The 24,528-nt window shown below is 44.4% G+C and carries 23 protein-coding genes and 1 other RNA gene; 7 read left to right on the top strand and 17 right to left on the bottom strand.

Annotated elements, in window-relative coordinates; all coding sequences use genetic code 11:
- Positions 1-234: 234 nt before the first annotated feature.
- The 4 genes from L4D76_RS10805 to L4D76_RS10790 all read right to left on the bottom strand — a co-directional run bounded on the left by L4D76_RS10805 (position 235) and on the right by L4D76_RS10790 (position 5,127).
- Entirely contained in the window at positions 235-456 is a 222-nt protein-coding gene (locus L4D76_RS10805) for a hypothetical protein (RefSeq protein ID WP_428440911.1), read from the bottom strand.
- 186 nt (positions 457-642) lie between these two features.
- Positions 643-3,000: a DUF3987 domain-containing protein gene (locus tag L4D76_RS10800; protein WP_428440910.1), complete on the bottom strand. Its 2,358-nt coding sequence runs from the start codon at positions 2,998-3,000 to the stop codon at positions 643-645.
- Between the two features lie 100 nt (positions 3,001-3,100).
- Complete coding sequence (locus tag L4D76_RS10795; RefSeq protein ID WP_428440909.1) at positions 3,101-3,628, bottom strand: helix-turn-helix transcriptional regulator; 528 nt, start codon at positions 3,626-3,628, stop codon at positions 3,101-3,103.
- A 368-nt stretch (positions 3,629-3,996) separates the two neighbouring features.
- Positions 3,997-5,127 (bottom strand): site-specific integrase, encoded by a 1,131-nt coding sequence (locus L4D76_RS10790; protein ID WP_428440908.1) that lies wholly within the window; start codon positions 5,125-5,127, stop codon positions 3,997-3,999.
- 238 nt (positions 5,128-5,365) lie between these two features.
- Between L4D76_RS10790 and L4D76_RS10785 the strand changes: the two genes are divergently transcribed.
- Entirely contained in the window at positions 5,366-6,409 is a 1,044-nt protein-coding gene (locus tag L4D76_RS10785; protein WP_428440907.1) for a site-specific integrase, read from the top strand.
- A gap of 590 nt (positions 6,410-6,999) precedes the next feature.
- Here the strand turns inward: L4D76_RS10785 and L4D76_RS10780 are convergent.
- Complete coding sequence (locus L4D76_RS10780; RefSeq protein WP_428440906.1) at positions 7,000-8,490, bottom strand: FKBP-type peptidyl-prolyl cis-trans isomerase; 1,491 nt, start codon at positions 8,488-8,490, stop codon at positions 7,000-7,002.
- Between the two features lie 405 nt (positions 8,491-8,895).
- Between L4D76_RS10780 and L4D76_RS10775 the strand changes: the two genes are divergently transcribed.
- Positions 8,896-9,468, top strand: a complete 573-nt coding sequence (locus L4D76_RS10775; protein ID WP_428440905.1) for a recombinase family protein — start codon at positions 8,896-8,898, stop codon at positions 9,466-9,468.
- Positions 9,469-9,500: 32 nt separating this feature from the next.
- Here L4D76_RS10775 and L4D76_RS10770 read toward each other — a convergent pair whose 3' ends face one another.
- From L4D76_RS10770 to L4D76_RS10750, 5 genes are all read right to left on the bottom strand, one after another.
- The gene (locus tag L4D76_RS10770) at positions 9,501-9,962 is read right to left on the bottom strand and encodes a hypothetical protein (protein WP_428440904.1); all 462 of its coding nucleotides are present in this window, start codon (positions 9,960-9,962) and stop codon (positions 9,501-9,503) included.
- Positions 9,959-11,071 (bottom strand): hypothetical protein, encoded by a 1,113-nt coding sequence (locus L4D76_RS10765; protein ID WP_428440903.1) that lies wholly within the window; start codon positions 11,069-11,071, stop codon positions 9,959-9,961. The genes L4D76_RS10770 and L4D76_RS10765 overlap by 4 nt, the downstream gene beginning before the upstream one ends.
- A 167-nt stretch (positions 11,072-11,238) precedes the next feature.
- Positions 11,239-11,409, bottom strand: a complete 171-nt coding sequence (locus L4D76_RS10760; RefSeq protein WP_428440902.1) for a hypothetical protein — start codon at positions 11,407-11,409, stop codon at positions 11,239-11,241.
- Between the two features lie 532 nt (positions 11,410-11,941).
- An RNA gene (ffs, locus tag L4D76_RS10755) (signal recognition particle sRNA small type) lies at positions 11,942-12,038 on the bottom strand.
- 180 nt (positions 12,039-12,218) lie between these two features.
- Positions 12,219-12,953, bottom strand: coding sequence for a VP0952 family biofilm-associated protein (locus L4D76_RS10750; RefSeq protein ID WP_428440901.1), 735 nt, complete (start codon positions 12,951-12,953; stop codon positions 12,219-12,221).
- Positions 12,954-13,049: 96 nt separating this feature from the next.
- On the opposite strand from L4D76_RS10750, the gene L4D76_RS10745 reads away from it, so the two are divergent.
- Positions 13,050-13,376 (top strand): MGMT family protein, encoded by a 327-nt coding sequence (locus L4D76_RS10745; RefSeq protein WP_428440900.1) that lies wholly within the window; start codon positions 13,050-13,052, stop codon positions 13,374-13,376.
- Positions 13,377-13,379: 3 nt separating this feature from the next.
- Here the strand turns inward: L4D76_RS10745 and L4D76_RS10740 are convergent, their stop codons facing one another.
- On the bottom strand, positions 13,380-13,799 hold the full coding sequence (locus L4D76_RS10740) for a YbaY family lipoprotein (protein WP_428440899.1): 420 nt from the start codon (positions 13,797-13,799) through the stop codon (positions 13,380-13,382).
- Between the two features lie 162 nt (positions 13,800-13,961).
- Between L4D76_RS10740 and tesB the strand changes: the two genes are divergently transcribed.
- Positions 13,962-14,825, top strand: coding sequence for an acyl-CoA thioesterase II (gene tesB, locus L4D76_RS10735; protein ID WP_428440898.1), 864 nt, complete (start codon positions 13,962-13,964; stop codon positions 14,823-14,825).
- A 60-nt stretch (positions 14,826-14,885) separates the two neighbouring features.
- Here the strand turns inward: tesB and L4D76_RS10730 are convergent, their stop codons facing one another.
- From L4D76_RS10730 to L4D76_RS10720, 3 genes are all read right to left on the bottom strand, one after another.
- On the bottom strand, positions 14,886-16,667 hold the full coding sequence (locus L4D76_RS10730) for a SmdB family multidrug efflux ABC transporter permease/ATP-binding protein (protein ID WP_428440897.1): 1,782 nt from the start codon (positions 16,665-16,667) through the stop codon (positions 14,886-14,888).
- Complete coding sequence (locus L4D76_RS10725) at positions 16,667-18,409, bottom strand: ABC transporter transmembrane domain-containing protein (protein WP_428440914.1); 1,743 nt, start codon at positions 18,407-18,409, stop codon at positions 16,667-16,669. The genes L4D76_RS10730 and L4D76_RS10725 overlap by 1 nt, the downstream gene beginning before the upstream one ends.
- 291 nt (positions 18,410-18,700) lie before the next feature.
- On the bottom strand, positions 18,701-19,162 hold the full coding sequence (locus L4D76_RS10720; protein WP_428440896.1) for an Lrp/AsnC family transcriptional regulator: 462 nt from the start codon (positions 19,160-19,162) through the stop codon (positions 18,701-18,703).
- 153 nt (positions 19,163-19,315) lie between these two features.
- Here L4D76_RS10720 and L4D76_RS10715 point away from each other — a divergent pair, with 153 nt between their 5' ends.
- Positions 19,316-20,401: a PLP-dependent cysteine synthase family protein gene (locus L4D76_RS10715; protein ID WP_428440895.1), complete on the top strand. Its 1,086-nt coding sequence runs from the start codon at positions 19,316-19,318 to the stop codon at positions 20,399-20,401.
- Between the two features lie 223 nt (positions 20,402-20,624).
- Complete coding sequence (queC, locus tag L4D76_RS10710) at positions 20,625-21,323, top strand: 7-cyano-7-deazaguanine synthase QueC (protein WP_107281706.1); 699 nt, start codon at positions 20,625-20,627, stop codon at positions 21,321-21,323.
- A 73-nt stretch (positions 21,324-21,396) separates the two neighbouring features.
- Here the strand turns inward: queC and prmB are convergent, their stop codons facing one another.
- Positions 21,397-22,329 (bottom strand): 50S ribosomal protein L3 N(5)-glutamine methyltransferase, encoded by a 933-nt coding sequence (prmB, locus tag L4D76_RS10705; RefSeq protein ID WP_428440894.1) that lies wholly within the window; start codon positions 22,327-22,329, stop codon positions 21,397-21,399.
- A 53-nt stretch (positions 22,330-22,382) separates the two neighbouring features.
- On the opposite strand from prmB, the gene smrB reads away from it, so the two are divergent.
- Positions 22,383-22,913, top strand: a complete 531-nt coding sequence (gene smrB, locus L4D76_RS10700) for an endonuclease SmrB (protein ID WP_428440893.1) — start codon at positions 22,383-22,385, stop codon at positions 22,911-22,913.
- Positions 22,914-22,974: 61 nt separating this feature from the next.
- Here smrB and L4D76_RS10695 read toward each other — a convergent pair whose 3' ends face one another.
- Both L4D76_RS10695 and sixA read right to left on the bottom strand, forming a co-directional pair.
- Positions 22,975-23,418: a hypothetical protein gene (locus L4D76_RS10695; protein ID WP_428440892.1), complete on the bottom strand. Its 444-nt coding sequence runs from the start codon at positions 23,416-23,418 to the stop codon at positions 22,975-22,977.
- A gap of 325 nt (positions 23,419-23,743) precedes the next feature.
- Positions 23,744-24,217: a phosphohistidine phosphatase SixA gene (sixA, locus tag L4D76_RS10690; RefSeq protein ID WP_428440891.1), complete on the bottom strand. Its 474-nt coding sequence runs from the start codon at positions 24,215-24,217 to the stop codon at positions 23,744-23,746.
- Between the last annotated feature and the right edge of the window lie 311 nt (positions 24,218-24,528).

Raw genomic sequence — 24,528 nt, 5'->3', positions numbered from 1 at the left:
CAATCACCCTACAAACCCTACGAATTAGCATTACTTGTCAAAGTTTCGGGCTTCGAAAAATCGGTCACATCTTGGATGGGCATATGTGAAGGGGGGGAGGGGTATTTTGCTGTGGTCCAGCCCCCCCCTCCACAAACCCTATAAACCCTACAAACTCAATTTATCTGGCAATTTCTCGGGTTTGTATGGTGTTAAGGGGGGAGCCGCGATTAAGCAACCCGCCCCCCAAGTAATTTAATAAGGGATCTTAAGGTTATTCTCCTTGCATGCGGTTTTAACAAAACGATAAATGATTGATTGATTAATCCATTTTTTTTCAAGCAAATATATAACCCAGCTTATAAGCTTCTCTGGAGTGTTACAGTCATCTAGTGGGATTTCATAATATCCGTCGCGAATAACAATGTGATTATCTGCAACGATAACTTTTTCAGCCAGTTGGTCAGGCATTGTCATAACTTAATTTCCTTTTTCAGTTACGTGGATATTGAACCAAACCAATAAAGTTTGGCTGTTTGAAAATCAGATAAATTTCAGTGTCGCATAGGTAAAGGTGGGGGGAGGTATTTGCTAAGGGTCCCCCCCCCCTCCAGAAACCCGAGAAACCCTACAAATCAGAGATCCCCGAGATATGGTTGCTGGTTACTGGCAGTAATCAGGGTGTTTGTAGAAGAATACGGATGGACGCCCCGCAGGATTCGGTGTCTCAACGCGTCGGATGTAGCCATGCTCCTCTAGCTGCTTTAGAGCCTTATCACGTTCCTGAGTACCAAGACCCTTCCAGTTCTTGTCAGCAACCGATTTCTTTGAAAATGGCTGGCTGAGGGTGTCAAGCTTATCAAGCAACTGCTTGGCTGAACTTACCTGATCTTCATGCAGCCAGTAAGAATGGATACGACGGGCATGGCTCTCGATATAGCCCATAAACCGTATTGCCATCTCTAGAGCATCTTGGGTAACTTTGGTGTCGGGTGACTCGCACAAGTGGAAGACAAGGGCGAACTTCGCGCACAATGCCGGATACTTACCAAGGATCGCCTGCCATTCGGGAGAAGCCGCATTTTGACGCTGATGCATGCCTTTTGCCCATTTGTCCCATATGACTTGGGCATCATCGGTAAAGGTGCAAACAACAGGGTTTCCATGCTCATCAAACTTCAGATCTGCTAGGAATATAAAACGGACTCCAGCCATCATGTTGGGGATTGTGTCTGCAGGCTCATCGATATATTCCGAACCCTGATGGTCAGGGAATACCATATACTGCATGCGTTCGATAAAGCCGTCATTATCTTCGCCCTGCTTACGGGATCTTAGGTAAGGAATCAGCTTATCCGGCTGGATCCCGCCTAAGAGCCAAATGCCTAAGCGTTTAATGTAGACGTTGGGGCGACCGACACGTTCTTGAGTGTATGAACTATCCCCGCCAAAACCTTCTAGATAAAAGGCACGATCATTGGCATTGTCTGCTCGGTCGATCATGGCAAGTAAGCCTGACAGTTCATCACGAAATACTAAGCAGCCTTCAGGGTTCGATTCAGCACGGATAGCGATAGCTTCTATGGTCGCATCGTTCACTAAAACCATCCGGTGGTTTAGTGACTCTATTTTCAGTTCACGCATCTCGTTCATTAATGCTTTAGCTTTTTCAGTATCACCGTTTTGGACGGCTTTTTTTGCATCTTTTTCTTTGTTCTGAATAATTAAGTCATTAACAGCCTTATCAGCCTCGACCTCGTTAACTGCTGTAGCATACTCCTCATCAAATACGCCTTGAGCCAAGGAGAGAAGCTTGGTGCCCACTTTTAATGCTGGTGTCTTTTTTGTCGATGGTGAACCCACCGCAATACACCATAAAACAGGGGCAATAAGCCAACCGAAGTCATGCTTTTTGGGGCGAATCATACGAGTGGTGCCTATGACAGCGCTAGCACAGGCAATTATCGCCATGACAACATAATCGATAGATGTATTGTCCATCTTTCGAGCTTCGATTTTCGCATGGGTGTAAAAAACGTCAGGGATCATCCCCTTACACAACGGTAAAACAGGCTCTAGTTCTGGCGTAAATGCTTGCGGCTCACCCCACTCTTGAGAGTTCGCATTCGGAACTTCATCGGTGTCGGGATGGTCATCAAGTACACGAGGTTCCATCACTCCCGCTTCAATCCCACTACCGATGGTTGCCTTCGCTTCCTGTTCACTCAAACCAATATTAATTGCTGCATTAACTAGCCCGTAATAACCATCATTCGGGGTGACAAGCATCCCACCAATGAGCCGCCCAACATTAAAAGCCTGGGTATTCAGCGTGTCGTTACGTGTACCCTCTGGTGCCGCTAATACTTCACCAATGCACCCGTCTAATGCCTTTGCGCCATAAGGGGTGTTTACAGTGCTGTAGGTCGGCTGAGGTACTGATTCCTGACTGCTGCTCTCTTTAGGCTTCTCCTTGCCGGATTGGGCAATTGCCGTAGCAACTTCTACGCTAATCTCAGCCGTTTCATGTAATAGGATATCGTTTAACCAGTGATAAGCTTCTAACTTACCAGTAAGCTTGCTGGGCGCTTCTGATGGATCAATGACGATATAGCCGCCCTCACCACGGATATCGACACCGTCGATGATCGCGACTCGGTTAGAGATTTCGATGCCGTCAGGAACCAGGAAGATGTAATGACGACCACCTGAGGGGGTTCCCTGACAACAGGCTGACTCCCAATCCACAGGACCATATTTTTCCACGAACTCCTGCTTTGCCTGTTCGATGCCTTCGCCTGTTCGGTCAATGTCGATGACTAGGATGCACAGGTCACCATTGCGCCCCGTAATCAGCCCAAGGTTGCCTTGGTGGTCTTTAAAAAGATCTGGTGAGGCTGGTTTTTCGCGGTATTGCTTCCAAGATGCAACTGCTGGTTTTTTTCCGTTCTTTTCCAGTGGAATAACAGAAAAATGATTTTGTAGGAAGTCTACAGCGACTTCGATAATTTTGAATTTCATCGTTATAATGTTACCTTTTAAATAAGGGCGCCCGGATTTTTGCGAGTACGAGCACCCTTTAAATACACATTAACTAATAGCTACCGTTTTACTTCGGTAGCTACTTTTTTTTGCCTACCTCTTTAATAAGCTGAATAAACTCATCTTCCCCGATTTCTTCCACCCATTGATGAAGTTTCTTCATTGAATTTGCTTCATCACGCTGTGCCAGCTTACGTTTTTGACATTTTTTCTGCTTGGTGCGGTGATTCTGGTACATGTCGATATCTTCCTTTTTCATATACCAGACAGAAGGCAGCCCTCCACGCCCCTTTTGGCAAGTAACAGGAACAAGCATTTCATTGCGGAGAACATGCAACAACTGATTTGCATCCTGGTGTCCACATTCCATTTGGATATCACCACGAGTTAAACGACGTCCAGTTAAGAACAGTTCGAGTAAGTGCCATGCCTCACCAGAGCGAAAAGACGTTACACCTGTTTTTTTGACTTGACGCTCTGCACTCCACTTCTCAATGACATCTTCAGAACACCCAACAGTCTCCCCACCAATAGTGTGCTGTTGTGGCATCGCACCATCACGAATCCAGCGCCAGATAGTCGAGCGGGTAACATTTTCACGAGTCATAATGTTTCCTTTTAATAGAAAAAATATTATGCAGTCACCTTGCTGCATCAATATAAAATGCACATTAAAATACGACAATGCAACATTTTGGTTTTTCCTTATAAATCAACATCTTAAGTGTTACTTATAAAAACGAAATTAACAAAATACACATACCCGCAACAGTCGCGCAACAATTGTTTTTTAAGATTTTTAGTCTAAATAATCAACACATTAGCCATACGGACCACAAAGGATGCAACAGCATGCTTTCGAACATTATAAGTGTTACTTATCAGTAATTTATGTAGTTTTAACAATTTGTTTACCTCACTTTTTATTCTAAAAAATGTGATGTAATACTCATCTTAAATACGAAAAAATAACGATTAGTTCGATTTGACCGAAGAAATGAACCTCATAGGCAAAACTAACCTCAAGGGAGAGACAGCTTTGCCATACCGGTTATAGGTAATTCCTCGATGGCTGTGTCCCAGAATTGCGGCAGAAAATTGCTCAGGAATACCAGCTTGTTTCAGTTCTGTTGCCACTAAATGACGCAGGGAATGAAATTCAGGCAGGCTGTGCTTCTTGCGCCAGCGGTTAAACCACTTGCCAAAGTAATGGGCGCAATTACCCTTGTAGATGGTTGCTTCAGGAAACAGCCGCCCTTCCCTGCGTATAGCAAACGCCAGGAATGCCTCAAGATCGAACTGGTCAGGGAGGTGTTTAGGGAGTGGAATGATCCTTTTGCTGCTGGCTGTCTTTAAAATTTGATAGTCTTTGACTTGGTTGATACTGACGCACCAGACGCCTTCAACCTGAACAATATCGTCACGGTGAAGCTGACAAATTTCGTTGCATCGCATCCCTGTGTAGCGCCCCAGCAAAACCACCCACCGTTTCCACTCATCAAAACCTGAGCAGTGCTGAATTAACCGCTGGGCTTGGGCGAGGCTGTATGCTTTCCTCTGCTCCTGGACAGCAACCGTGTGCTTCTCTTTCAACAATGAGAACGGATTTTTCACCTCGATATCAGCACGCTTATCCAGCCAATGCAGATAAGCCCCTATTTTGCTCGCATGCTTGTTCTTGGTGGGAATGGCGACAGTCAAAGAATCAAGAAAACTAGCCGCTGTTGATGAGCTGATCGCATCAAAGGTGTCGTTCTGCCTCAGATACGCAATGTACCGAGTAATAAACCGCCTGATCGTCAGTAGCTCGCGTTCACAGCAGCGCCGAGCCTTAATCTCAATGTAGTGCTCAAGGTGTTCAGACAAGTAGTCAGGCGTAATGGTGACAGGTGACGAGGGAGCGTTGCATTGGCTGGGGAATGTAGATGGAGAAGGGCTGCGTGATGATTGCTCGCAAGCCAGCAGCTTGATCACCTGCTCTTTGGCAGTGCACTTACACCGCGTTCTCAGGCTTTTTCTGGTTTCTTTACGTTTACCCGAAGGCAGGAGATATACTTTACGAAAGTACCAGATACCGTGCGGAGATAACCATAGATTTGTCGTCATCATTGCCTCTAGTAATACACATAAAGTGGATCACCTGAGCAGACAATTTTAGGTAAGGTATTGATTGAAAACACTAAACAGCAGATGGGTGGAAGCCCCCACCAGCCACATCCCGGCACACCACGCAAATTTTGCGGAATAAAATCAATACGTTACTGGCAACCAACACAAACTAATACATACAACGTGGATGACTACTTATAGCCATTTTTCTATTTTTGAAATAAGGCCATACGTCATGTCTAATCTGTGGTTATCCAAACAAGGTATTTGGTACTTCCGTAAAATTACAACGCAATCAAACGGTAAAAGAAAAGAAGTAAAAAGGTCACTTCGAACAAGGGATAAACGACTAGCACAACAAAAAGTGTATGCATTACTTTCATGCGCAGTATCTAAGAGAACAGAACCAGAAAATGAACCTGAAGTGATTGATTTTCAATCAGAATTGAAGGCTTACCTATCTTTTAAGTCTTTAAAAGTCGCAGAGCGTGAAATACTTACAATTGAGAGATTTATCACTCGGTACTTGGCATACACAAGCGATCCATTAAGCAAGCAGCAAGCATTCAAGTTCCTAAAAACGTTAAACGTATCAGTCCCCACAAAGAACAAACATGCTTCGAAGATTGGAGCTTTTTTTTACTGGATGGACAAACATCATGACATCCACATAACAAATCCTTTTAATGGGTTAAAAGAAAAAGTTATGCAATCAGCCAAAGATCAGCGGAAAGCATACACCACAGATCAAGTAAAAAAACTGGTTAGAAATCTTGCTACACTAGACCTTCACAAACAATGGATAATCAAGATAGGTCTTTATACAGGGATGCGTTGTAATGAGATTGTGCAACTGAGCGAAAGTGATGTTGTAAAAGTTAATGGTATCTGGTGCATTAGTGTCGATGACTCTTATGATTGGCAATCAGTGAAAAATGAGTCAACCAAGCGCTTGATACCTGTTCATAAAGAACTAAAATACTTTGTAGTGTACGCAAAAAGTAAGCCAACCAATGCTAGAGTCTTCCCCGAATTCAAGCCCTACAAAGGCAATTGTGCCCACTATTTCGGGAAATGGTTCAATCGCTGGAGATCTAATAACGACTTACCTGAGTTTCACTCTATAAGACACTATGTCGCAACTAAACTCAAAGTAGATGGTATTCCGCTTCAATACACAGCAGCCCTGCTAGGCCACTCTAACGGCAGCATTACCTATGATCGATACGGAAAGAGTATAACGCCAGATAAACTACTTGACCTTGTTAACAGATTATAACTTTAAACGTCATGTAAACATTACTGACAGCTTTTACAATGATGAGGTAATTGTCTATTTTATTTTATTAAGAATCCCATAGAAAGAATTACAAGCTCATTTAAACTATCATTCACATCATTAGTGGAGTAGCTCTTTTATTGGAATTTAAACACGTATTAGATTCACAAAAAGTAAAATTTACAACAAGGAAGATTTGAAACTAAAATAAAACAATCTCCTATTACAATACAAATAAAACAAGGTTAACATCAATCTAAGGTATTGACTTTTGTGAAAAAGTATGGTATTATTAATACTTATAAAGTTCTTTGAATCACTAACAGATGTCTAGTTTTTACTTTTCTTCTTATCTCGTTTTCTTGTTTTGTTTTTCAATGGACTTTATAAAGACTTATTAATTACCTATTAATGGTTTCAGTCCCTCCCTCCAGTAACACCCTTACATAAAGATAAATCACAACTATGTTAATTACAGGTTTTAAAGATGTTCAGTAAGCGACCCATCGTTTAGAGAATACAAAATTAAATGTGATTGTCGATTTTAATCATACCTTAACAGCACTAACTCTTGTTAAATGTTGGCCAACTTAAACGTCCATACTCTCAACACTACGGATGTATACGCTAAACACTGCGTTCTTACCTTTCAATTGTTCAGCATGATACCTATCGGGAAACGCTAACGGAATTTCAAAACATTCACCAGCCATGTGCCCAACTAAGTTCTCCTCAAAACCTTGAATCATTCTGTTACTACCAATAACAAGATTGTAATTATCAGCTTTACCCCCCTCAAATGGTATTCCATCAATGAACCCCTCAAAATCAATGGTAACTCGATTCCCTTGAGTTATAGGGCCATCAGTCTTTCTCCACTGTTTAGGTGGAACAATACTTGTCGCTGGTGGTGTGTTTCTCGAAAGACGATTTCTAGTACCTTGATAAATAGGACGTTCATCTGTAATTCGGTAGCAAACATCAAACCCTTTTTGTAGTCTGACATTTTGAGATGACCTATCTAAAAAATTCACCCAGATAGGCTCACCACTTTCATACTCATCCAGACAGGTGATAATAGATAGAGAGTTGTTGAATTGAACTAATTCACCTATGTATTCCCCTGTAATTCCATGTACTAATAAGGTTTCTGATGTCGAATTTACAGTCGCAGAAATCGCATAGCTCTTATCTACAATCCATGAGCCTAAAAGCCATCCGACAACAACACCATCGTATGCTCTGATCTCTTTCGAAATACGTTGTTGTATAGCCATAGCAATACTTAAGGGGGTTAGTACCTCAGATTCAGATAGTTTTCTTGTCTTTGGGATACCTCCAAAAACAAATGCAGTTCCACAACCTTTCATTTGGGTGTTGTCGAGCTTGAGTACTGAATCGCCTTGCTTTATGGACAATTTACCAGACCTTTCCACTTCAAAGTTTGTACCAAGATAATCCATTACCAGGCGGGTTATTAGTATTGGTTCGTCTCCAACCGCGTGTAATTCTAAAGCAATGTGTCTCTTCTTAGGGCGTATTGTAATACAACTCCCCTTACCTGAGATGTCATGAAAGCCGACCAAGCCAATGAATTGGTTTCTATTGATGTAAGCAATAGGGTTCGATTCAGCATCGTAGAAGATTGCATTTAACCTGACAGGTTCATCCTCTTCCTCTGGTGGCTCAAACCAAATCAAGGGCTTTCCGAAGGCATTCAGAATTACGCTAGTTAGATCGAATACAGATGAACCTAGTTTTATTTTTTGCTCATTGTCAGGAGGTGAATACCAATGATTTACAAAACCGCGCTCTTTAGTCTTTGGTAACTCCCGAGCTTTCCATACTGCCTTCTTCGAGAAACGCTTCTGAGTAACATGATCGTGACATCCCCCACAAAGCAACGTCATCTTATTAGCATCATGAACCTTTGCATCCTTAAACTCAGGTTCAATGTGCTCATAGTGAGTGAATAAAGAGCCGCACATAACACAACCATAACCAGAGTCTTTTCGGATTTCTTCTTTTACTTCTGGAGGAATAGTTCGGGATAATCCATGTTTATTAATTTCTCGCCCCATAAGAACACTGCTGCTTATAAAATTGTAATTCTATTACAAAGTATTCTAAAAATTCAGGCAATAGATAAACTCTGTTAATGAGAGATAACGTTCATAAAGATTTGCTATTTCAATTTCAGAAATCTCGCTATCAAGTGACCTTATACTGCCTTTATACAAATACTCAGGATTTCCGCATACCTGATGAACAAACGCCAATTTAAACTCTAGCAGCAAAAGAAGCATACTAATTGGGACAGCTTTTCTGTATTAAACATGTAGAGCAACTTTAGTCTTAATAAACGACCGTTTAATGTTACCAACAATAGCCCCATCAGAAAGGTAACAACAAAATAGGGTTTATCTTTTATGTTACCTCTGCTATTGTGTTACCACATTAAATGTTACCAATCGGGAAAGTTCGCCATGACTAAACGTACCTTTGCTTACTGCCGTGTATCAACAATTGAGCAGAATACAGACAACCAAATACTAGCTATCCGTAACGCTGGTTATGATGTTCTTGATAGTCGTGTAATTACTGAAACTGTATCAGGCTCTGTAATGGCTATGGCACGTAACGAGTTTAAAACGATGGTTGAACACAAACTGGAAACTGGTGATACCTTGGTTGTGTTAAAACTTGACCGATTAGGACGTGACAACATTGATGTCCAGCAAACAGTCAGCATGCTAATAAAAAAAGGTATTGAGGTAATTTGTCTTGATTTGCCAGTATCAAACCTTAGTAGCAGTGAAGGTAAATTGATGTTGCAAGTGTTTATGTCATTTGCTGAGTTTGAGCGTAATCGCATTCGTGAGCGCACCAAGGAGGGATTAGAGCGTGCAAAGTCAGAAGGAAAAACACTAGGTAGACCAAAAGCAGTTAAGACTACAGAGAAAGTATTAAAGCTAAAATCTGAGGGATTAACTCAATCGCTGGTGGCAGAGAAACTGGGCGTTTCAGTTATGACAGTGAAACGCCACTGGAATAAATAACTACAATGCTTAATTTCGCCTTATTTTAGCCATTAACCATCTTCACGCTTTGCTATTGATAGCTTATCAATGATGACAAATGAAATGATAGCCATCTGAAAAATGTTATTTGTGACTGACATCATCATGAATCTAAAAGCCCATTCAGCGGCTTGTGATGTGAATACAAACAAGCTAAAGCCGAACGTTATAAACAGGCACACTATGGACGTTTTGAACAAGGTAAAAAACACCTCAGCATTGCCATCTTCTATCCAGCGTTTAAAAAACCTGTACTTTTGAAGACTGAAAATAAATGCAGCAATAGCAGCTAAGAAACCAAGCATTGTAAAGCTGAAACCAGCAACTACAGTCGCTAATGTTTCGGTTTTAAGGAAGCCTATAGACCAACCTGAAAAGTGCTTGAGAATCAGGTACAGAAAGCCTATCACCACACCAAAGATGGGTGAGAAGATGATCAATCTCTTTAACTTCCTTATCTCTGTTTTTTTCATTGATCTGCTTGTTGTTTAGTATCTAAGCCAGCAACATTATCGTCGTTGTCTGCTCGATCTAATAAACTTCTAGCTTGCTTCTTTTTTAATTGACCAAGGGCTGCTGCTACTATTTCCTTAGCGCCCCTTTCATCTTGTTTGTCTTCATCTTGAATAGCACTTAGAAGTTGCTTATACGTGGCTACATGTTTATAAGCATCAAGTTGTGGATGTGATTTCATCACATTCAGGTTAGGAATGTTGTCAATGTGACTTTTGAATACAGATTTCAGTCTTGTATTATTATCAACTTTATCCTCAATCTGCTCATGTAAGTTCATACGCTTTGCTCTAGGGTTTAGAGGGTCTGCAAGTTTACTGCTTTGATCTAACCAGTAATCAACAAGCTGGCCGTGAAGCTCATTGTGTTTAGCTTTAGCACCAATCTGAAGAATTTCACTATCATTCTGTTCTAGTGAATGTCGGTTCAGAATCTTTGTGAATGTATCTTTCATGTTATTAGATTCTGGCTTGATCGTGATAGTAATTTTACCCTTGAAATCCTCATCATCTGAACCAGTTAACCAACCAGAAACCAATCTACCAAGGGTTCTATCTGCTGATGTATCAATGAACATACTACTAACGACATCCATTTTCATAAGCTCTTCTTTAGTAGCACTTTCACTCAAGGCTTCTAGTTTAACTTTGAAATTGTCTAAACCAACTTTCTCAAATAGAAGATTAATGTAATCTTGGAGCGAATCAGGTCTAGGACAACCCGTACCATTAGCAAAACCAATAATTTCTCTTTCAGGACAAATGTAGACGTATGAAGTATGAACCACTTTTTCATGCACATTCAATTTATCTTGAAGTTCACCGATTGTGATGTTCTGTAAATCAATACGTTTTAGAAAGCTGTCATCACTCGTTCTAACAAAATAGAACAAGTTTTGATGGGTGGTTACTTTGATAAGGTATAACTTTTCATCACCTTTCTTGAAATCACCTTTAAGACTCTTGTTATCGTATTCACAGAAAGCATCAAAGCCTAATTTCAGGTTATACAAGATCTTTTGTTGTGTATCTTGTTGTCTTACGGTGTATGCAAAATAACGCAACTTCATTAGTGATTCCCAAAAATTGTATCTAGAATACCTTACTTCAAGTAAGCAAGCATTTGAAGAGAACTCAATTTATTTTGACTGATACATCACCAACTTAACTGTGTTTTATGTTTCACGACTGATAAATCACCATTGAGCAATGTCTAACAAGGTAGACACACTACCAGTTATAGAACTGATAACATCATCAATGAAGTATGAAGTTTTCTATTCTTCAAGCTGTCCAGTTCCACTTCTGTTGGATTTCTCATAACAGCTAAAGTGAGTTCTTCACCAACTTTCTGTAGTAGTTGGCAGAACGCTTCTGGATCATCTTCTAGGTGATTATTCGTAATCATGTGAGTAACCCTAAGACCGATTTCAGAGGAGTCTTATACAGCTTTGAATAAACTTACTGGTTCAGTATCTAAGGCTTCCTTGAAGCTATTAAGGGCATTCATTTTATTGTTATTAATACACCGCCAGAAAATAGCGACGAAAGAGATGTGACAAACCTTCAGGGCAATTCTAAGCCATCAAATAAGCTCTCTGACAGCCTTAATTTTTATCTAACCTATGGCATTAAAACTCTCTAATCCCTTACCACAACTGGGTTCATGGCGTTTTAACTATAACAGGAATAAGGTTCAAAAAAGTCTTACTTCAAATCTTAGTGATGACTTTGTCCGATACACAAACCAAGTGAAACCTGTAGTAAACCTACTGTTTTTGTCATCTTCTGCGCAGTAGTCAGAGAGGATCGACCAAACATTGATTTACGTGTATAGTTTTGAAGAACGCTATTGGAAGTCATCCACATAGAGTGGATAAGTTTGAGAGAGTTAGCTGTAACTTATTGATAAGATTGGCAAACAGCAGATGGGTGGAAGCCCCCACCAGCCACATCCCGGCACACACGTCACCCGCTGCGGTTGCTCCCTTCCGGGCCTGGCCGAGTTCACAGGTTAGTGTTGCGGGAGGACCAATGGGGGCCTCCATAGATTCTTTGTCTCTGTTCGAGAACGGGAGAGATTATCCAACAAGGCAGAACACAATGCAAGGCGTTAACGCCCTGCACGATGTCAACTGCTGATTTATTACCCAAACTGACGGCTAATCTGTTTGATATGAAAGAATTAACCGCTTTCTGTCGCGGTTCACTCTCGGTTTACAGCTCTTCTTCGGGTTCTTCGAGCAGGAACTCTCCGAGTAATGCCGAGCCCAAAACCAGCAACCAGGCCACTAGTACCGGGTTCGGGACTTCAAATTGCGGTGTGACAACTAGCGTTGCAAAAGCAACCGCAGGTAAAATCCAGACTAAACGTGGGATCCAATCACCAAGCTTCACTTTCTTCATGCCTTGCAGGGCTGCAATCAAGCCGGTAATACATAACGCCACCAGCGCGGCATGCTCCATGCCTCCGACCCACAGGGGGATCACCAAAAACAGTGGCCACCAGGTATTACCGTCCACATAACGCCAGTTTCTGGCTGCGTACCAAATCGCGGAAACAGCAACAATCTGAACTACAGTCGCTAACACACTGCCAGCAAGCTTGCCTTCGCTCTGCAGTGCCATCAGCCCGACATCCATCGCGAGCACAACCGAGATTAATAACGCCCCCAGCTGCCAATTGCTTTTGGGCGAGAAAGTCACAGAAAAAATAGGTAACATCATAAAGATGCCAATGGAAAGTGCGAGTGGTTGTTCTGGCAGTACAATACCAAAAGAAGCGAGCGCTATCAGTAACAGCCAGGCTGCAACGCCACCTTGGGGCAATAGCCAGAGCGCGGGTATAGCAAGGGCCAGTGCGGGAAGATCTCCCTGGCTATAACCTAGTGCACTGACACCTAATACAGTCAGCGCAATGCTGACCAAAACGAGTAACGCGGCATACAACATGGCAGCACCTCCTTGCGTTATCCGATAGTGCGAAGGAGAACTAATAGAAATCAGCAACTATCGGTATGTATCTTATTTATAGCTTCAGGTTTAAATATGGACGACTTTCCAAGTCAAATCTACACCCAAATTCACCAAATTCCTTCCGGCAAAGTCACAACTTACGGAGATATTGCTAAATTTTCCGGTTTTCCCGGTTATGCACGCCAGGTCGGGCGCTTAATGGCTAACCTGCCAGAAGGTTCAACTTTACCCTGGCATCGCGTGATTAATGCGAAAGGGATGATCTCGATGAAAGGCAGCGATTTGCTCCGTCAGAGAGCGAGCCTGCTGGCCGAAGGGGTGGAAGTGTCAGAGGCAGGCAAGATATCACTGCAAAAATACCGCTGGAATGGCGTACCTGTCTCAGACGAAAAGAAATGAGTGTTACTTTACTTTAGCTAACATTAAATTTAGCTTGTTCGTTGCTGCGGGATCGGTGATCACATGGTTGGCGGTATCAGTGATAAACATCAGCTTGCCATTGACTTCGATACGTGCGCTTACTGCATAGGTATGATTTTGCTTAACTTCATCCAGCTTATAGTCCAACTGGAAGTGAAAAGGCACTTGTTTACCGTCAGCAATAAATGACTGGCTACTGATCACCTCGGCAGCGGCGTCCATTTTAGACACATCAGCTAAAGTCACGGTAATGCGTGCATTGTCTGGTAAGGCAATAAGCTCAGCATAGGCCAGTGAACCCTTAACATTGCTCATATCTGTGTCAGTCTTAACCAGGTTAGTACAAGCCGTAATAACAAGAGCGAATACTAATGCAAACATTAGCGTAAGAATTTGTTTCATGATGATCCCTGATTAAAACCAAAACACAATTTAATAAAAGTATGATTACTATTTAATAGCACTTGATTTTGTGCTGTAGTTTCGTAATAACACTATCCCACCTGAGTCATTGAGTGATCACTCAGAAGGGGGGGTAATAATAGCATGGTAATTGGAGTCACAATGAGCAAAGAACTGAATGAACTTCTCAATCTGTTACACTTAGAGCGTCTGGAGCAAGGGTTATTCCGTGGCCAGAGTGAACATTTAGGCTTACCTCAGGTGTATGGTGGTCAGGTTATCGGTCAATCGCTATCTGCCGCAAAAGAAACGGTCGACAGTCAACGCCATGTTCACTCTTTCCATAGTTATTTCTTATTACCCGGCGATCCTGAAAAGCCAATCATCTATGATGTAGAAAAACTACGTGACGGCAGAAGCTTCAGTACCCGCCGCGTGAAAGCGATTCAGAACGGACGCCCCATTTTTTATCTCACCGCATCTTATCAGGCAGAAGAAGATGGATTTAATCACCAATCAACCATGCCTGATGTTGCCGGACCTGACGGGCTCGCTTCTGAAAAAGAGCTGGTTCAGTCAATCGCGCACCACCTGCCCCAGCAAGCCGTAGATACGTTCGGCCGCGATCGCCCGATTGAAGTTCGTCCTGTCACCGTCATTAATCCGTTGAAACCACAAGCCGCAGAGCCAAAGCAGTATCTCTGGATCAAAGCCAATGGCGAAATGCCAGATGACCCGCGGATCCATCAATATCTGTTAGCCTATGCATCTGATTGGGGATTTCTGGTGACGGCACTACAACCACACGGCGTCACCTTGCTGACACCTAAGATGCAAGTTGCCACGATCGATCATTCAATGTGGTTCCACCGCCCGTTCCGCCTCGATGAATGGCTGCTGTATGCCATCGACAGCCCGTCGGCCAGTGGTGCCCGTGGTTTAGTGCGTGGTGAGATATATAACCAGAAAGGTGAACTGGTTGCTTCCGCTATTCAGGAAGGGTTGATGCGCCAGCACCAACCATAACGGCGTCTGCCACAGGGGCTGCTTATCCCGGCTCCTGTCGCATCGATTTAAACTTAATACTTACACAACTTCCGCACCGGTTTCATCTTCCAGCTGGTGTAAATGCTCACCCGCCTGTTGCAACTGATACATTTGCCAGTAATGGCCTTGCTGAGTCAGTAACTGCCGGTGAGTACCACGCTCGGTGATATTACCGCGATGCAATACAATAATTTCATCGGCTGCCATTATGGTCGATAAACGATGGGCAATAACGACGATACTCATGTCCTGACGCAGCACATCCAGTGCCTGCTGGATCTTTTGCTCAGTTCCGGAATCAATATTTGCCGTCGCTTCATCAAGGATCAGTATTTTAGGTTGCGCCACCAGCACGCGAGCCAGCGCCAGCAACTGTTTCTGACCGGCAGAAAGGTTCACCTCTCCCCCGCCCAGGCGCGTGTCTAACCCGTCTTGATACTGATGGATTTGCTCTGCCAGGCCGATTTTTTCCAGTTCATGCCAGATCACCTCATCAGCCACACGTCGGCCAAGGCAAATATTATTCCGTACGGTATCATTCAGCACATGGGGATCCTGCTGCACCATGGCAATTCCCTGGCGCAATACTTGCTGGCTCAGCGTTGCCAACGGTCGGCCATCAACCAGCACCTGACCTTGTGTGACCGGATAAAAACCCATCATCAGCGATGCCAGGGTACTTTTCCCGCTACCGGTATGCCCGACCAGCGCGAGAAAACCGCGGTGCTTCAAACTGACATCTATCTGGTTCAGAACATTTTGTTTACCGTCATAACTAAAACTAACCTGTTGGCACTGCAAATCACCGAATGCTAATAGCTTGGTATCATCGCCATACGCTTGCTGTTTTGCATCAATTAAACCAAAGATCCGTTCACTGGCAACCAGAGCCTGTTGCAATAAAGACAGCTGCTGGGTCAGTTCAATTAATGGTTCCGTCACCCGTCCGAGATAACTGATAAAGGCGTACAGCACACCGACACCAATTAATTCAACCCCACTGACACCAAACATGGCAACCAGCGAAATCAATGCAACCCCAGAGAGAAAATCGATTAACGGACGCAATAACAACCCATTGAGCTTCATCACCCCGATCTGTGACTGTAAGTGGCGGCTTGTCAGGGATGAGAACTGATCGCTGAACTCTCGCTCCTGACGCATCAGCTGGATCAGGCTCATGCCCTGAATCGACTCGCTCATCGAAGCATTTATGTCGGTCAGTAAGTCGCGCATTTTTCGATAGGCTCCAGCACTTTTTCGCTGGTAAACCACCATAATGCACACCACAACAGGCAATAAAATCAGCACCACTATGGTTAAACGCCAACTCAGCATCGTCATCACAACCAACATCACACTGATCAAGGCGATATTTTTTAAGACAGTTGAAATAACAAAAACATAAAAGTCTTTGATTGACTCGGTATCGTTGGTGATCCGGGATATGAGTTTCCCTGCCGGCATGTAATCAAAGGCTGATAATGGCTGATTCAGTACTTTGCCAAACAGCTGTTTACGCACGGTCTGCACAACACCAATCGCTATTTCATTAAAACGGATCGACTGGGCATATTGAAACCAGGCCGCGAGGCACATCAGGCCAATATAAGCCGCGGCCAGCCCTGCCAACCCCTCGATGGGATAGTTATCTTTAGCAATATAGTTATCAATAAAGTGCTGGATCAACCACGGGCCGGACACATCTGCCAGCGAAGCGGCAATTAACAGCATTGCCGCAATCATCAATTTCTTCTTATCATGCAAGACATAACTTAAAAGACGCTTGAGCACGGCTTTGCTGACGGCTCCCTCACTCATTACGCCTCCTCAATGGCACGTTCTAACTTCTGATAACGATGCATTTCTGCATACCAGTTATCTTCCTGGATCAATGCCTGATGTTTCCCGCGCTCTGCGATCTGACCATGCTGCAATACGATAACCTCATCGGCTTGTTCTAACGCCGTCAGTCGGTGAGCAATCACGATCACTGCCCGCGTATTCTGCCGGGTACGCAGGTTCTGCAATATTTTATGCTCGGTTTTTCCATCAACCGCAGAGAGGGAATCATCCAGCACCAGAATTTCAGCCTCCAGTAACAGCGCCCTGGCAATTGAGATACGCTGCTTCTGCCCACCCGATAAGGTGATGCCTTTTTCACCCACTAAGGTGTCGTATCCTTCAGGAAACTGCATGATATCCTCATCAACACATGCCAACTGAGCGGCCTGACGGATCTGCTTTTGCGTTGCTTCTGGGAAACCAAGGGCAATGTTATCGGCAATTGAGCGGGAAAAGAGAAAAGGTGCCTGACTGACAACGGCAAACCGGCTGCGCCAGTGACTGAGGTTGGCTTCGGCAATCGCGACATCACCATATTGAATCGAACCGTGTTGCAATTCCTGCTGACGCAGTAACAATGATAGCAAGGTCGATTTACCGCTACCGATTGGCCCGGCAATGCCAAGCATCTGCCCGGCGGCCAGTTCGAAATTCACCTGTTGCAGGGCTGGCTGAGTCTGCCAGTTCCAACAAAACTGTTCAATATCGACATGCAAGGTTTGCCGGGTTTCACTCAATGGTGTGTCACCGCTGATAATATCCGGCGTTTCATTAAATATATGCTGAATGCGCTGCCAGGCGGCAGAGCCCCGCTCCAGAATATTAAACAGCCATGCCATAGCCAGCATTGGCCATATCATCAATCCCTGGTACAAAGTGAACGCGGTGAGATCTCCCAGCGTTAAACGCCCCAGAGAAATCAGGTAACCTCCACCGGCCACACTGAGAAAAAATGACATGCCGACGGTTAATTGAATTACCGGATTAAACTTGGCATCGATCTTCTCAACCGCTAAATTTTTACGCCCTGTCTCATCAACAACCTCGTCAAATTCAGCTTGCTGACGCTGCTCCAACCCAAAGGCGCGGATCATCCGTACCCCATTGAGCGATTCCTGGGTTTTATCTGTCAGGTTTGAAAAGGCGGCCTGCGATTTTGCAAACCTGGAATGCAATTGCCGACCGAAACGAAATACAACCAGTGTCATGACAGGCATAGGTAATAAAGCCAGCAGAGTCAACTGCCAGCTGAGCTGAGTCGTCATGATGACTAACACTGCCAATCCGGTGATCAAAGAATCTGCTGCCGTCAGCACCCCTTCACCAGCGGTCATCACAACAGCGTTAACATCATTGGTTGAGCGCGCCATTAAATCGCCGGTTTTATAACGCTCAAAAAAGACCGGGGGGTGTAACGAAAAATGGCGGTACAGGCGGTTACGCAGTACCGTGCCCAGCTTAGCTGCCGCGCCAAATAACCAGATCCGCCAGATAACCCGCAAGAGATAGATCAGGAACCATATCCCTATGATGGTGCCCAGCCACACCAACATCGTAGCAAGAGACATTTCGCCCTCGACGACGCCATCGACAATCCAGCCAATGGCACGCGGCGGGATCAATTCAAATACAGCGACGACACACAGAATAGAAATAGCACCGCCGTAGCGACGCCATTCCTGACGAAAAAACCATCTGAGTTGCCAGAATATCTGCATGTTCCCTCCACAGACGGCAGTTTGATTAACTAATAATGCGAATAAATAAGACGCGGCAATAACAAGGCTTTTGACCAGAGCTGAGTCATAAATGGATCCCCCAGCTCTATCAATCATATGAAGTAACGGGTCATTTCGCGAGAGTGACTCTGATGAGAGACCTGTATAACGACGTCCATTATCGAAGATTAAGCGACTGATTCAACAGCAAAATAGCGGTTAATTAAAAAACAGTTATTAATCCTGCTTTTGCTTATAATTGATTTTATAAATTCTTTTTTATCCTGCAAATTAAAGGGGTAGCGCAGTGGTATATTTTAACGGTTCCATGGCAAAGGTAGAGGTCACATTGGTCAGGCCCTCTACACTGTTAACCAGCTTCTTATAGAACAGATCAAACGCCGCCATATCGGCGACCTGTACTTTCATCATGTAATCGTATTCCCCGGCCATGCGATAGAATTCCATCACTTCCGGAAACTCCGACACCGTTTCGACAAAGCAGTGATACCACTCTTTTGAGTGGTTACTGGTTTTTATCTGCACAAAAGCCGTAAAAGATAATCCCAGTTTAACCGGATCAAGCAGCGCAACTCGCTGGCGTAATATCCCGTTTTCTTCTAACCGCTTTAAGCGCTTCCAGCATGGCGTGGTGGTCAGGTTAACGGCATCGGCCAGCTCTGCTAAAGCCGTGGTGCCATCTTGCTGTAATAGCCGTAGTAATGTTCTGTCTATGTTATCCAAGCCACTCATACGATTCCCTTAAATCAAAAGTATGGAGAAAAATATTCTCCATACTAAGCTTGCCGCAGCAAACAAAGCAAAGTTTTTTCCTTTATTTGCAGTAATACTATTATCAAATAGTTAGCCAGATAGCGGTTAACCCTAAAAGTAACAGGAAGCAATATGAACCGTGCCCCACTCTTGACGAGTCGAGATCCGCAATGGATTAACAGTGCGATCCGCAAAATTGAAGCCGACTATCAGCGCTCTGCCGATACCCACCTGATTAAGCTGGATATTCCTTGTTTGGCTGGCATTGATATTTACCTTAAAGATGAAAGTACCCATCCGACCGGCAGTCTGAAACACCGCCTGGCTCGCTCTCTCTTTCTGTATGCGTTATGTAATGGCTGGATTGGAAAGGACACCACGATTATCGAATCATCTTCAGGCAGCACGGCAGTGTCAGAAGCGTATTTTGCCCGGCTGCTGGGGCTGCCATTTATCGCGGTCGTTCCGCGTAAAACCGCCAGTAAAAAAATTGAGCAGATCGAGTTCTACGGGGGACGCGCCCATTTTGTCGATAGTCCAGGCGAGATCTATGCGGAATCCCGCCGCCAGGCACAAGCATTAAACGGTCACTATATGGATCAATTTACTTTTGCCGAGCGTGCAACCGACTGGCGCGGTAATAACAATATCGCCAACAGCATTTTTGAACAGATGCAGCTGGAAGAGCACCCTATCCCCAGCTGGATTGTAATGAGCGCGGGAACAGGCGGCACATCGGCAACGATTGGCCGTTATATCCGTTACCAGATGCATGACACCAAACTGTGTGTCGTCGATCCCGAGAACTCCATATTCCACGAATACTATAAAACCCGCGATCTGAACCTGACGAGCAATACAGGTAGCCGTATTGAAGGTATTGGCCGCCCGCGTGTCGAGCCAAGCTTTATTCCTGATGTGGTTGATGAAATGCGTACGATTCCAGATGCCGCGAGTATTGCAACAGTTCACTGGTTAGAAAAACTGCTGGGGCGAAAAGCCGGTGCATCGACGGGAACCAATTTATTTGGCGTACTGCAGCTGGCAAGTGAAATGAAAGCCCGTGGCGAGAAAGGATCGATTGTGACGCTATTGTGCGACAGCGGTGAGCGCTATCTGGATACCTATTTTAATACTGACTGGATTGCCGAAAATATTGGCGATATCTCAGCCCATCTCCGTCAACTGGAAGCATTTGAACAGACTGGAGTACTTTGAGGTCATTACCATCTCCGTAATGATCCTTCCATCCCATTTGCCGCAGCCTGACTGCGGCTTCTTTTATTTAGCGATTCCATTCTGCCGAAGTCTTTTCTCTCATGCCGCTCTGCGGTAGCATGGCAACCGCCAGCAGATCACGCTCTGTTTGGCATTTATATAAATTAGAGAGTCGGTACCGACTGTTTTTCGGTAAGGCTACATAACACAGGACACACTCCCCATGCGTAAAGCCGTAGTAGTATTCAGTGGCGGTCAGGATTCCACCACCTGCCTTATTCAAGCAATCGCCAACTACGATGAAGTACACTGCATTACTTTTGACTATGGCCAACGCCATAAGCTGGAAATTGAAGTCGCGCAGTCAATCACCAAAGAGCTGGGTATTACCGCCCATAAAGTAATGGATGTCGGCCTGCTAAATGAGCTGGCAATCAGTTCGCTGACCCGCGACAACATTGAAGTATCACACGAACTGCAAGCCAATGGCTTACCGAATTCATTTGTTCCTGGCCGAAATATTCTGTTTCTTACCCTGGCTGGGATCTATGCTTATCAGATCGGCGCTGAAGCAGTGATCACCGGGGTCTGTGAAACCGATTTCTCCGGTTATCCGGATTGCCGTGACGAGTTTGTAAAATCATTGAACCAGTCGCTGGTATTGGGAATGGATCGTCAATTAAACATCGATACCCCGTTGATGTGGCTTAATAAAGCAGAAACCTGGGCGCTGGCAGATCAATATGGCAAGCTCGACTTTGTTCGTGAGAAAACCCTGACCTGTTACAACGGTGTGATTGGCGATGGTTGCGGTGACTGTCCTTCTTGCGATCTGCGCCGTGCCGGCCTGGAAGATTACCTGAACCATAAAGAAACGGTTATGGCTGAACTTAAAGCCAAACAGGAAAAAGGCGACGCCTGATATAAGCGTCATATTTGAAAGATAAAAAAACCGGAGTGATCACTCCGGTTTTTTATTATCCGTCATTTATCAATTAATCGCGATAAATAGAGAACTCTTCCTGACATTCAAGCAGTTGTTCACGGGTCATCATAAATACCCCGTGGCCGCCATTTTCAAATTCAATCCAGGTAAACGGAATATGCGGATATTGCTCTTCCATGTGAACCATGGAGTTACCCACTTCACAGATAAGCACACCATCGTCTTTCAGATAGTCTGGTGCATTAGCAACAATACGACGCATCAGTTTCAGGCCATCGGTACCCGCAGCCAGACCCAGTTCAGGCTCGTGGCGGAACTCTTCAGGCAAACTTTCCATATCTTGCTGATCCACGTATGGTGGATTGGTTACGATCAGATCGTATTTATCTTTTGGTACGTCACGCAATAAATCCGAGCGCAGCGGGGTTACCTGCTGTTCCAGACCGTGGTCATGGATATTCTGCTCAGCAACAGCCAGAGCATCCGTCGAAATATCAACCAGATCCACTTCCGCATCAGGGAAAACATGCGCACAGGCAATACCGATACAACCACTGCCAGTGCACAAATCCATAATACGCGTTGGTTCTTGCTTCAAAAATGGTTCGAAGTGATTTTCAATCAGTTCGCCAATCGGGGAACGAGGAACCAAAACACGCTCGTCGACGAAAAATTCCAGGCCACAGAACCAAGCTTTGTTGGTCATATAGGCAACAGGTGTATGATCGTTAATGCGACGGATCACACGCTCCACCACACGTAAGCGCTCGCTGCTAGTGAGACGCGAGAAACGGACTTCCGATGGAATATCTATCGGCAAATACAAGGTTGGCAACACCAGTTGTACTGCTTCGTCCCACGCATTATCAGTGCCATGACCATAAAAAAGACCTGCAGCATTGAAACGGCTGACCGTCCAACGTAGCATGTCCTGCAAAGTATGAAGTTCGTTGACGGCTTCGTCGACAAAAATCTTATCCAAAATAGCCTCCGAATAACGCTACAATACCGCCATATAGTTGTTGGAATTTCATTATGAGTAACAAAAATCCAGACTTAGAAGATGATTTTGAACTCTTCCAAGATGCGGTAAAAGGCGTAAAAAAGTTCACGCATGATACCATAATCACGCCACGTCGACAGAGCACAACAGTCGATAAAGCGAAAGTCTCGGCCAAAGAAACGCAAAACCATGAGTTTTATTTTTCTGATGAGTTTGAACCGCACCTTAATGAGCACGGGCCGACCCAGTATGCCCGTACTGGTGTCTCTAAGTACGAAGTAAAAAAACTGCGTCGGGGGGTGTATGTACCAGATATGTTCCTGGATATGCACGGAATGACCCAGCAAGAAGCCAAGCGCGAACTCGCGGCTTTAATTGCGGCCTGTATTAAGGAAAATATTTCTTGTGCCTGCGTCATGCATGGCATTGGCAAGCACATTCTGAAACAGAAAGCGCCCCTTTGGCTGGCACAACACCCTGATGTGATGGCCTTTCACCAGGCGCCACTGGAATTTGGTGGTAACGGTGCTTTGCTGGTATTAATTGATATACCGGAGAGATAGAGGTTCGAGAAGCGAGTTACTGGTTTCGAGGCCAAACGCCCTCGAAACTCGCTTTCCGTCACTAATAAACATATTTCGCAAGTGCACCAACGTTAAGGACCCGTCCATCCTGAATCAGGGTAACTTCTCCGCTGTCACAAATCTGCATGCGGGTCTTCAACGCAGCCTCGCTGTAATAATGCTCACAAGAGCCATTGCGGGCACTGTCGATACGCGAGAAAATAGTGATCCCACCAGGGCTTAAGATGCTGGAAGGCGCGGAAAAAGTTAATGTACTGCCCGATGTCGAAATGTGCATTTCTTCACTGACACCGTTTGCCCACTTAATAGCACCATTAGCATTGATGCTGACTGTCTTTGGTCCCATCACACAACCTGCTAATAAGGCTGAGCAGACAATAACGAATAATTTACCTTTCATTGCAACGCTTTCTTCTGTCTTTGATGCGTGAATCATAACAAACTCGACAAGTGAATAAACCATGTCAGGTTGGATAATCCGCATAAGAGTACCCATTAATGAAATGAATAGAGGTATTGGCTTAATCGGCCGTTATTTCTATACCCAAACCACCTCAAGATGCGAGATTCAGAGCTTCCTCTGGGAATTCAATTCAAACGAAATATGTGTAGGAATGGCGATCCCTTTCAAACACATTTTGTGAAGAAGTGATTTTCCAGAGGAGCTCCCAAAGGGCGAGTTTCATTAGCTTTTATTCTATGTTAACCATTATCTAAATAGAACCACTATTCACTCAAATGGCTGCCTTGACTAAAAGCTAATGAATTCTCGCTGAACTCTGCACCTTAAGGTGGTTTGGGTATAACGCTTATCCCGCAGGGATGTCTTGCCATAGAAATTCTGAGGCCTCGGTATCGGGGTTATACTCAATCGCTGCCATCGCCGATGTCTGGAACATTGGCGGTTGCATGCCAGACACAACTTCTGCCGTCAGGTATCCAACCAGAGGTAAATGTGAAACCAGCAATACGGTTTCAGGCCGTTCAACAGCAATCGTTGCTTTAAGGTAAGCGGCGACCTCTTCTGCTGCACCATATGGCGTGATTTCATCAATATTCAGTACCGCCTTCGCCGCAGGTAACTGATCGGCCATCGCTTGCCAGGTTTGCTGAGCACGTAAATACGGGCTGACCCATACTATATCCAGCTTCTCTCCCAGATGGGGTGCCAGCTGATTAGCCATCTGCTTCGATTCCAGTTCGCCACGGGTCGTCAACGGACGTTCAGCATCGCTGGGAGCAAAATTCTGAGCTTCACCATGACGCATGATAAAAATTCGCATATCTCTTATCCAAAAATCAATCTTTCTGTCGGTATGCTAACAACTCCTTTTATTGCTGAATACTCATTCTGCGATTTCTCTTCCTATTCCGTGACCTCGTATTAATAAAAAGGAATGCATGCCGTTGAGATCTCAATTTCAACATAAATGATCATCGTGCCTGAAGCCTCCCTCCCCCATTCACGTTAAACGCGGTGAAAATGTGGTTATTTTATACCCAACCCAGTGTAATATGCAGAATTTTGCATATTGAGGTGATTGGGGTATATATAATTTCAGGATTTGCCAGCCTGCACTCTGAGCGTCATACT

This window comes from Photobacterium sagamiensis, from assembly GCF_050337085.1.
In the GTDB taxonomy this organism is placed as follows: Bacteria; Pseudomonadota; Gammaproteobacteria; order Enterobacterales; family Vibrionaceae; genus Photobacterium; species Photobacterium sagamiensis.
Note: the sequence above shows the minus strand (reverse complement) of the source record. Positions and strands in the feature narration are given on the sequence as shown.

Excerpts from the sequence above, each read along its gene's own strand:
- tesB (WP_428440898.1), top strand. The coding sequence starts at position 13,962 with ATGAGCAAAGAACTGAATGAACTTCTCAATCTGTTACACTTAGAGCGT.
- L4D76_RS10750 (WP_428440901.1), bottom strand. The coding sequence starts at position 12,953 with ATGTTGTATGCCGCGTTACTCGTTTTGGTCAGCATTGCGCTGACTGTA.
- L4D76_RS10790 (WP_428440908.1), bottom strand. The coding sequence starts at position 5,127 with ATGACGACAAATCTATGGTTATCTCCGCACGGTATCTGGTACTTTCGT.
- L4D76_RS10740 (WP_428440899.1), bottom strand. The coding sequence starts at position 13,799 with ATGAAACAAATTCTTACGCTAATGTTTGCATTAGTATTCGCTCTTGTT.
- L4D76_RS10785 (WP_428440907.1), top strand. The coding sequence starts at position 5,366 with ATGTCTAATCTGTGGTTATCCAAACAAGGTATTTGGTACTTCCGTAAA.
- L4D76_RS10765 (WP_428440903.1), bottom strand. The coding sequence starts at position 11,071 with ATGAAGTTGCGTTATTTTGCATACACCGTAAGACAACAAGATACACAA.
- L4D76_RS10725 (WP_428440914.1), bottom strand. The coding sequence starts at position 18,409 with ATGCAGATATTCTGGCAACTCAGATGGTTTTTTCGTCAGGAATGGCGT.
- L4D76_RS10695 (WP_428440892.1), bottom strand. The coding sequence starts at position 23,418 with ATGCGGATTATCCAACCTGACATGGTTTATTCACTTGTCGAGTTTGTT.
- L4D76_RS10795 (WP_428440909.1), bottom strand. The coding sequence starts at position 3,628 with ATGACTCGTGAAAATGTTACCCGCTCGACTATCTGGCGCTGGATTCGT.
- L4D76_RS10775 (WP_428440905.1), top strand. The coding sequence starts at position 8,896 with ATGACTAAACGTACCTTTGCTTACTGCCGTGTATCAACAATTGAGCAG.
- L4D76_RS10715 (WP_428440895.1), top strand. The coding sequence starts at position 19,316 with ATGAACCGTGCCCCACTCTTGACGAGTCGAGATCCGCAATGGATTAAC.
- smrB (WP_428440893.1), top strand. The coding sequence starts at position 22,383 with ATGAGTAACAAAAATCCAGACTTAGAAGATGATTTTGAACTCTTCCAA.
- L4D76_RS10805 (WP_428440911.1), bottom strand. The coding sequence starts at position 456 with ATGACAATGCCTGACCAACTGGCTGAAAAAGTTATCGTTGCAGATAAT.
- L4D76_RS10745 (WP_428440900.1), top strand. The coding sequence starts at position 13,050 with ATGGACGACTTTCCAAGTCAAATCTACACCCAAATTCACCAAATTCCT.
- L4D76_RS10730 (WP_428440897.1), bottom strand. The coding sequence starts at position 16,667 with ATGAGTGAGGGAGCCGTCAGCAAAGCCGTGCTCAAGCGTCTTTTAAGT.
- L4D76_RS10800 (WP_428440910.1), bottom strand. The coding sequence starts at position 3,000 with ATGAAATTCAAAATTATCGAAGTCGCTGTAGACTTCCTACAAAATCAT.
- queC (WP_107281706.1), top strand. The coding sequence starts at position 20,625 with ATGCGTAAAGCCGTAGTAGTATTCAGTGGCGGTCAGGATTCCACCACC.
- L4D76_RS10780 (WP_428440906.1), bottom strand. The coding sequence starts at position 8,490 with ATGGGGCGAGAAATTAATAAACATGGATTATCCCGAACTATTCCTCCA.
- L4D76_RS10770 (WP_428440904.1), bottom strand. The coding sequence starts at position 9,962 with ATGAAAAAAACAGAGATAAGGAAGTTAAAGAGATTGATCATCTTCTCA.
- sixA (WP_428440891.1), bottom strand. The coding sequence starts at position 24,217 with ATGCGAATTTTTATCATGCGTCATGGTGAAGCTCAGAATTTTGCTCCC.
- L4D76_RS10720 (WP_428440896.1), bottom strand. The coding sequence starts at position 19,162 with ATGAGTGGCTTGGATAACATAGACAGAACATTACTACGGCTATTACAG.
- L4D76_RS10760 (WP_428440902.1), bottom strand. The coding sequence starts at position 11,409 with ATGATTACGAATAATCACCTAGAAGATGATCCAGAAGCGTTCTGCCAA.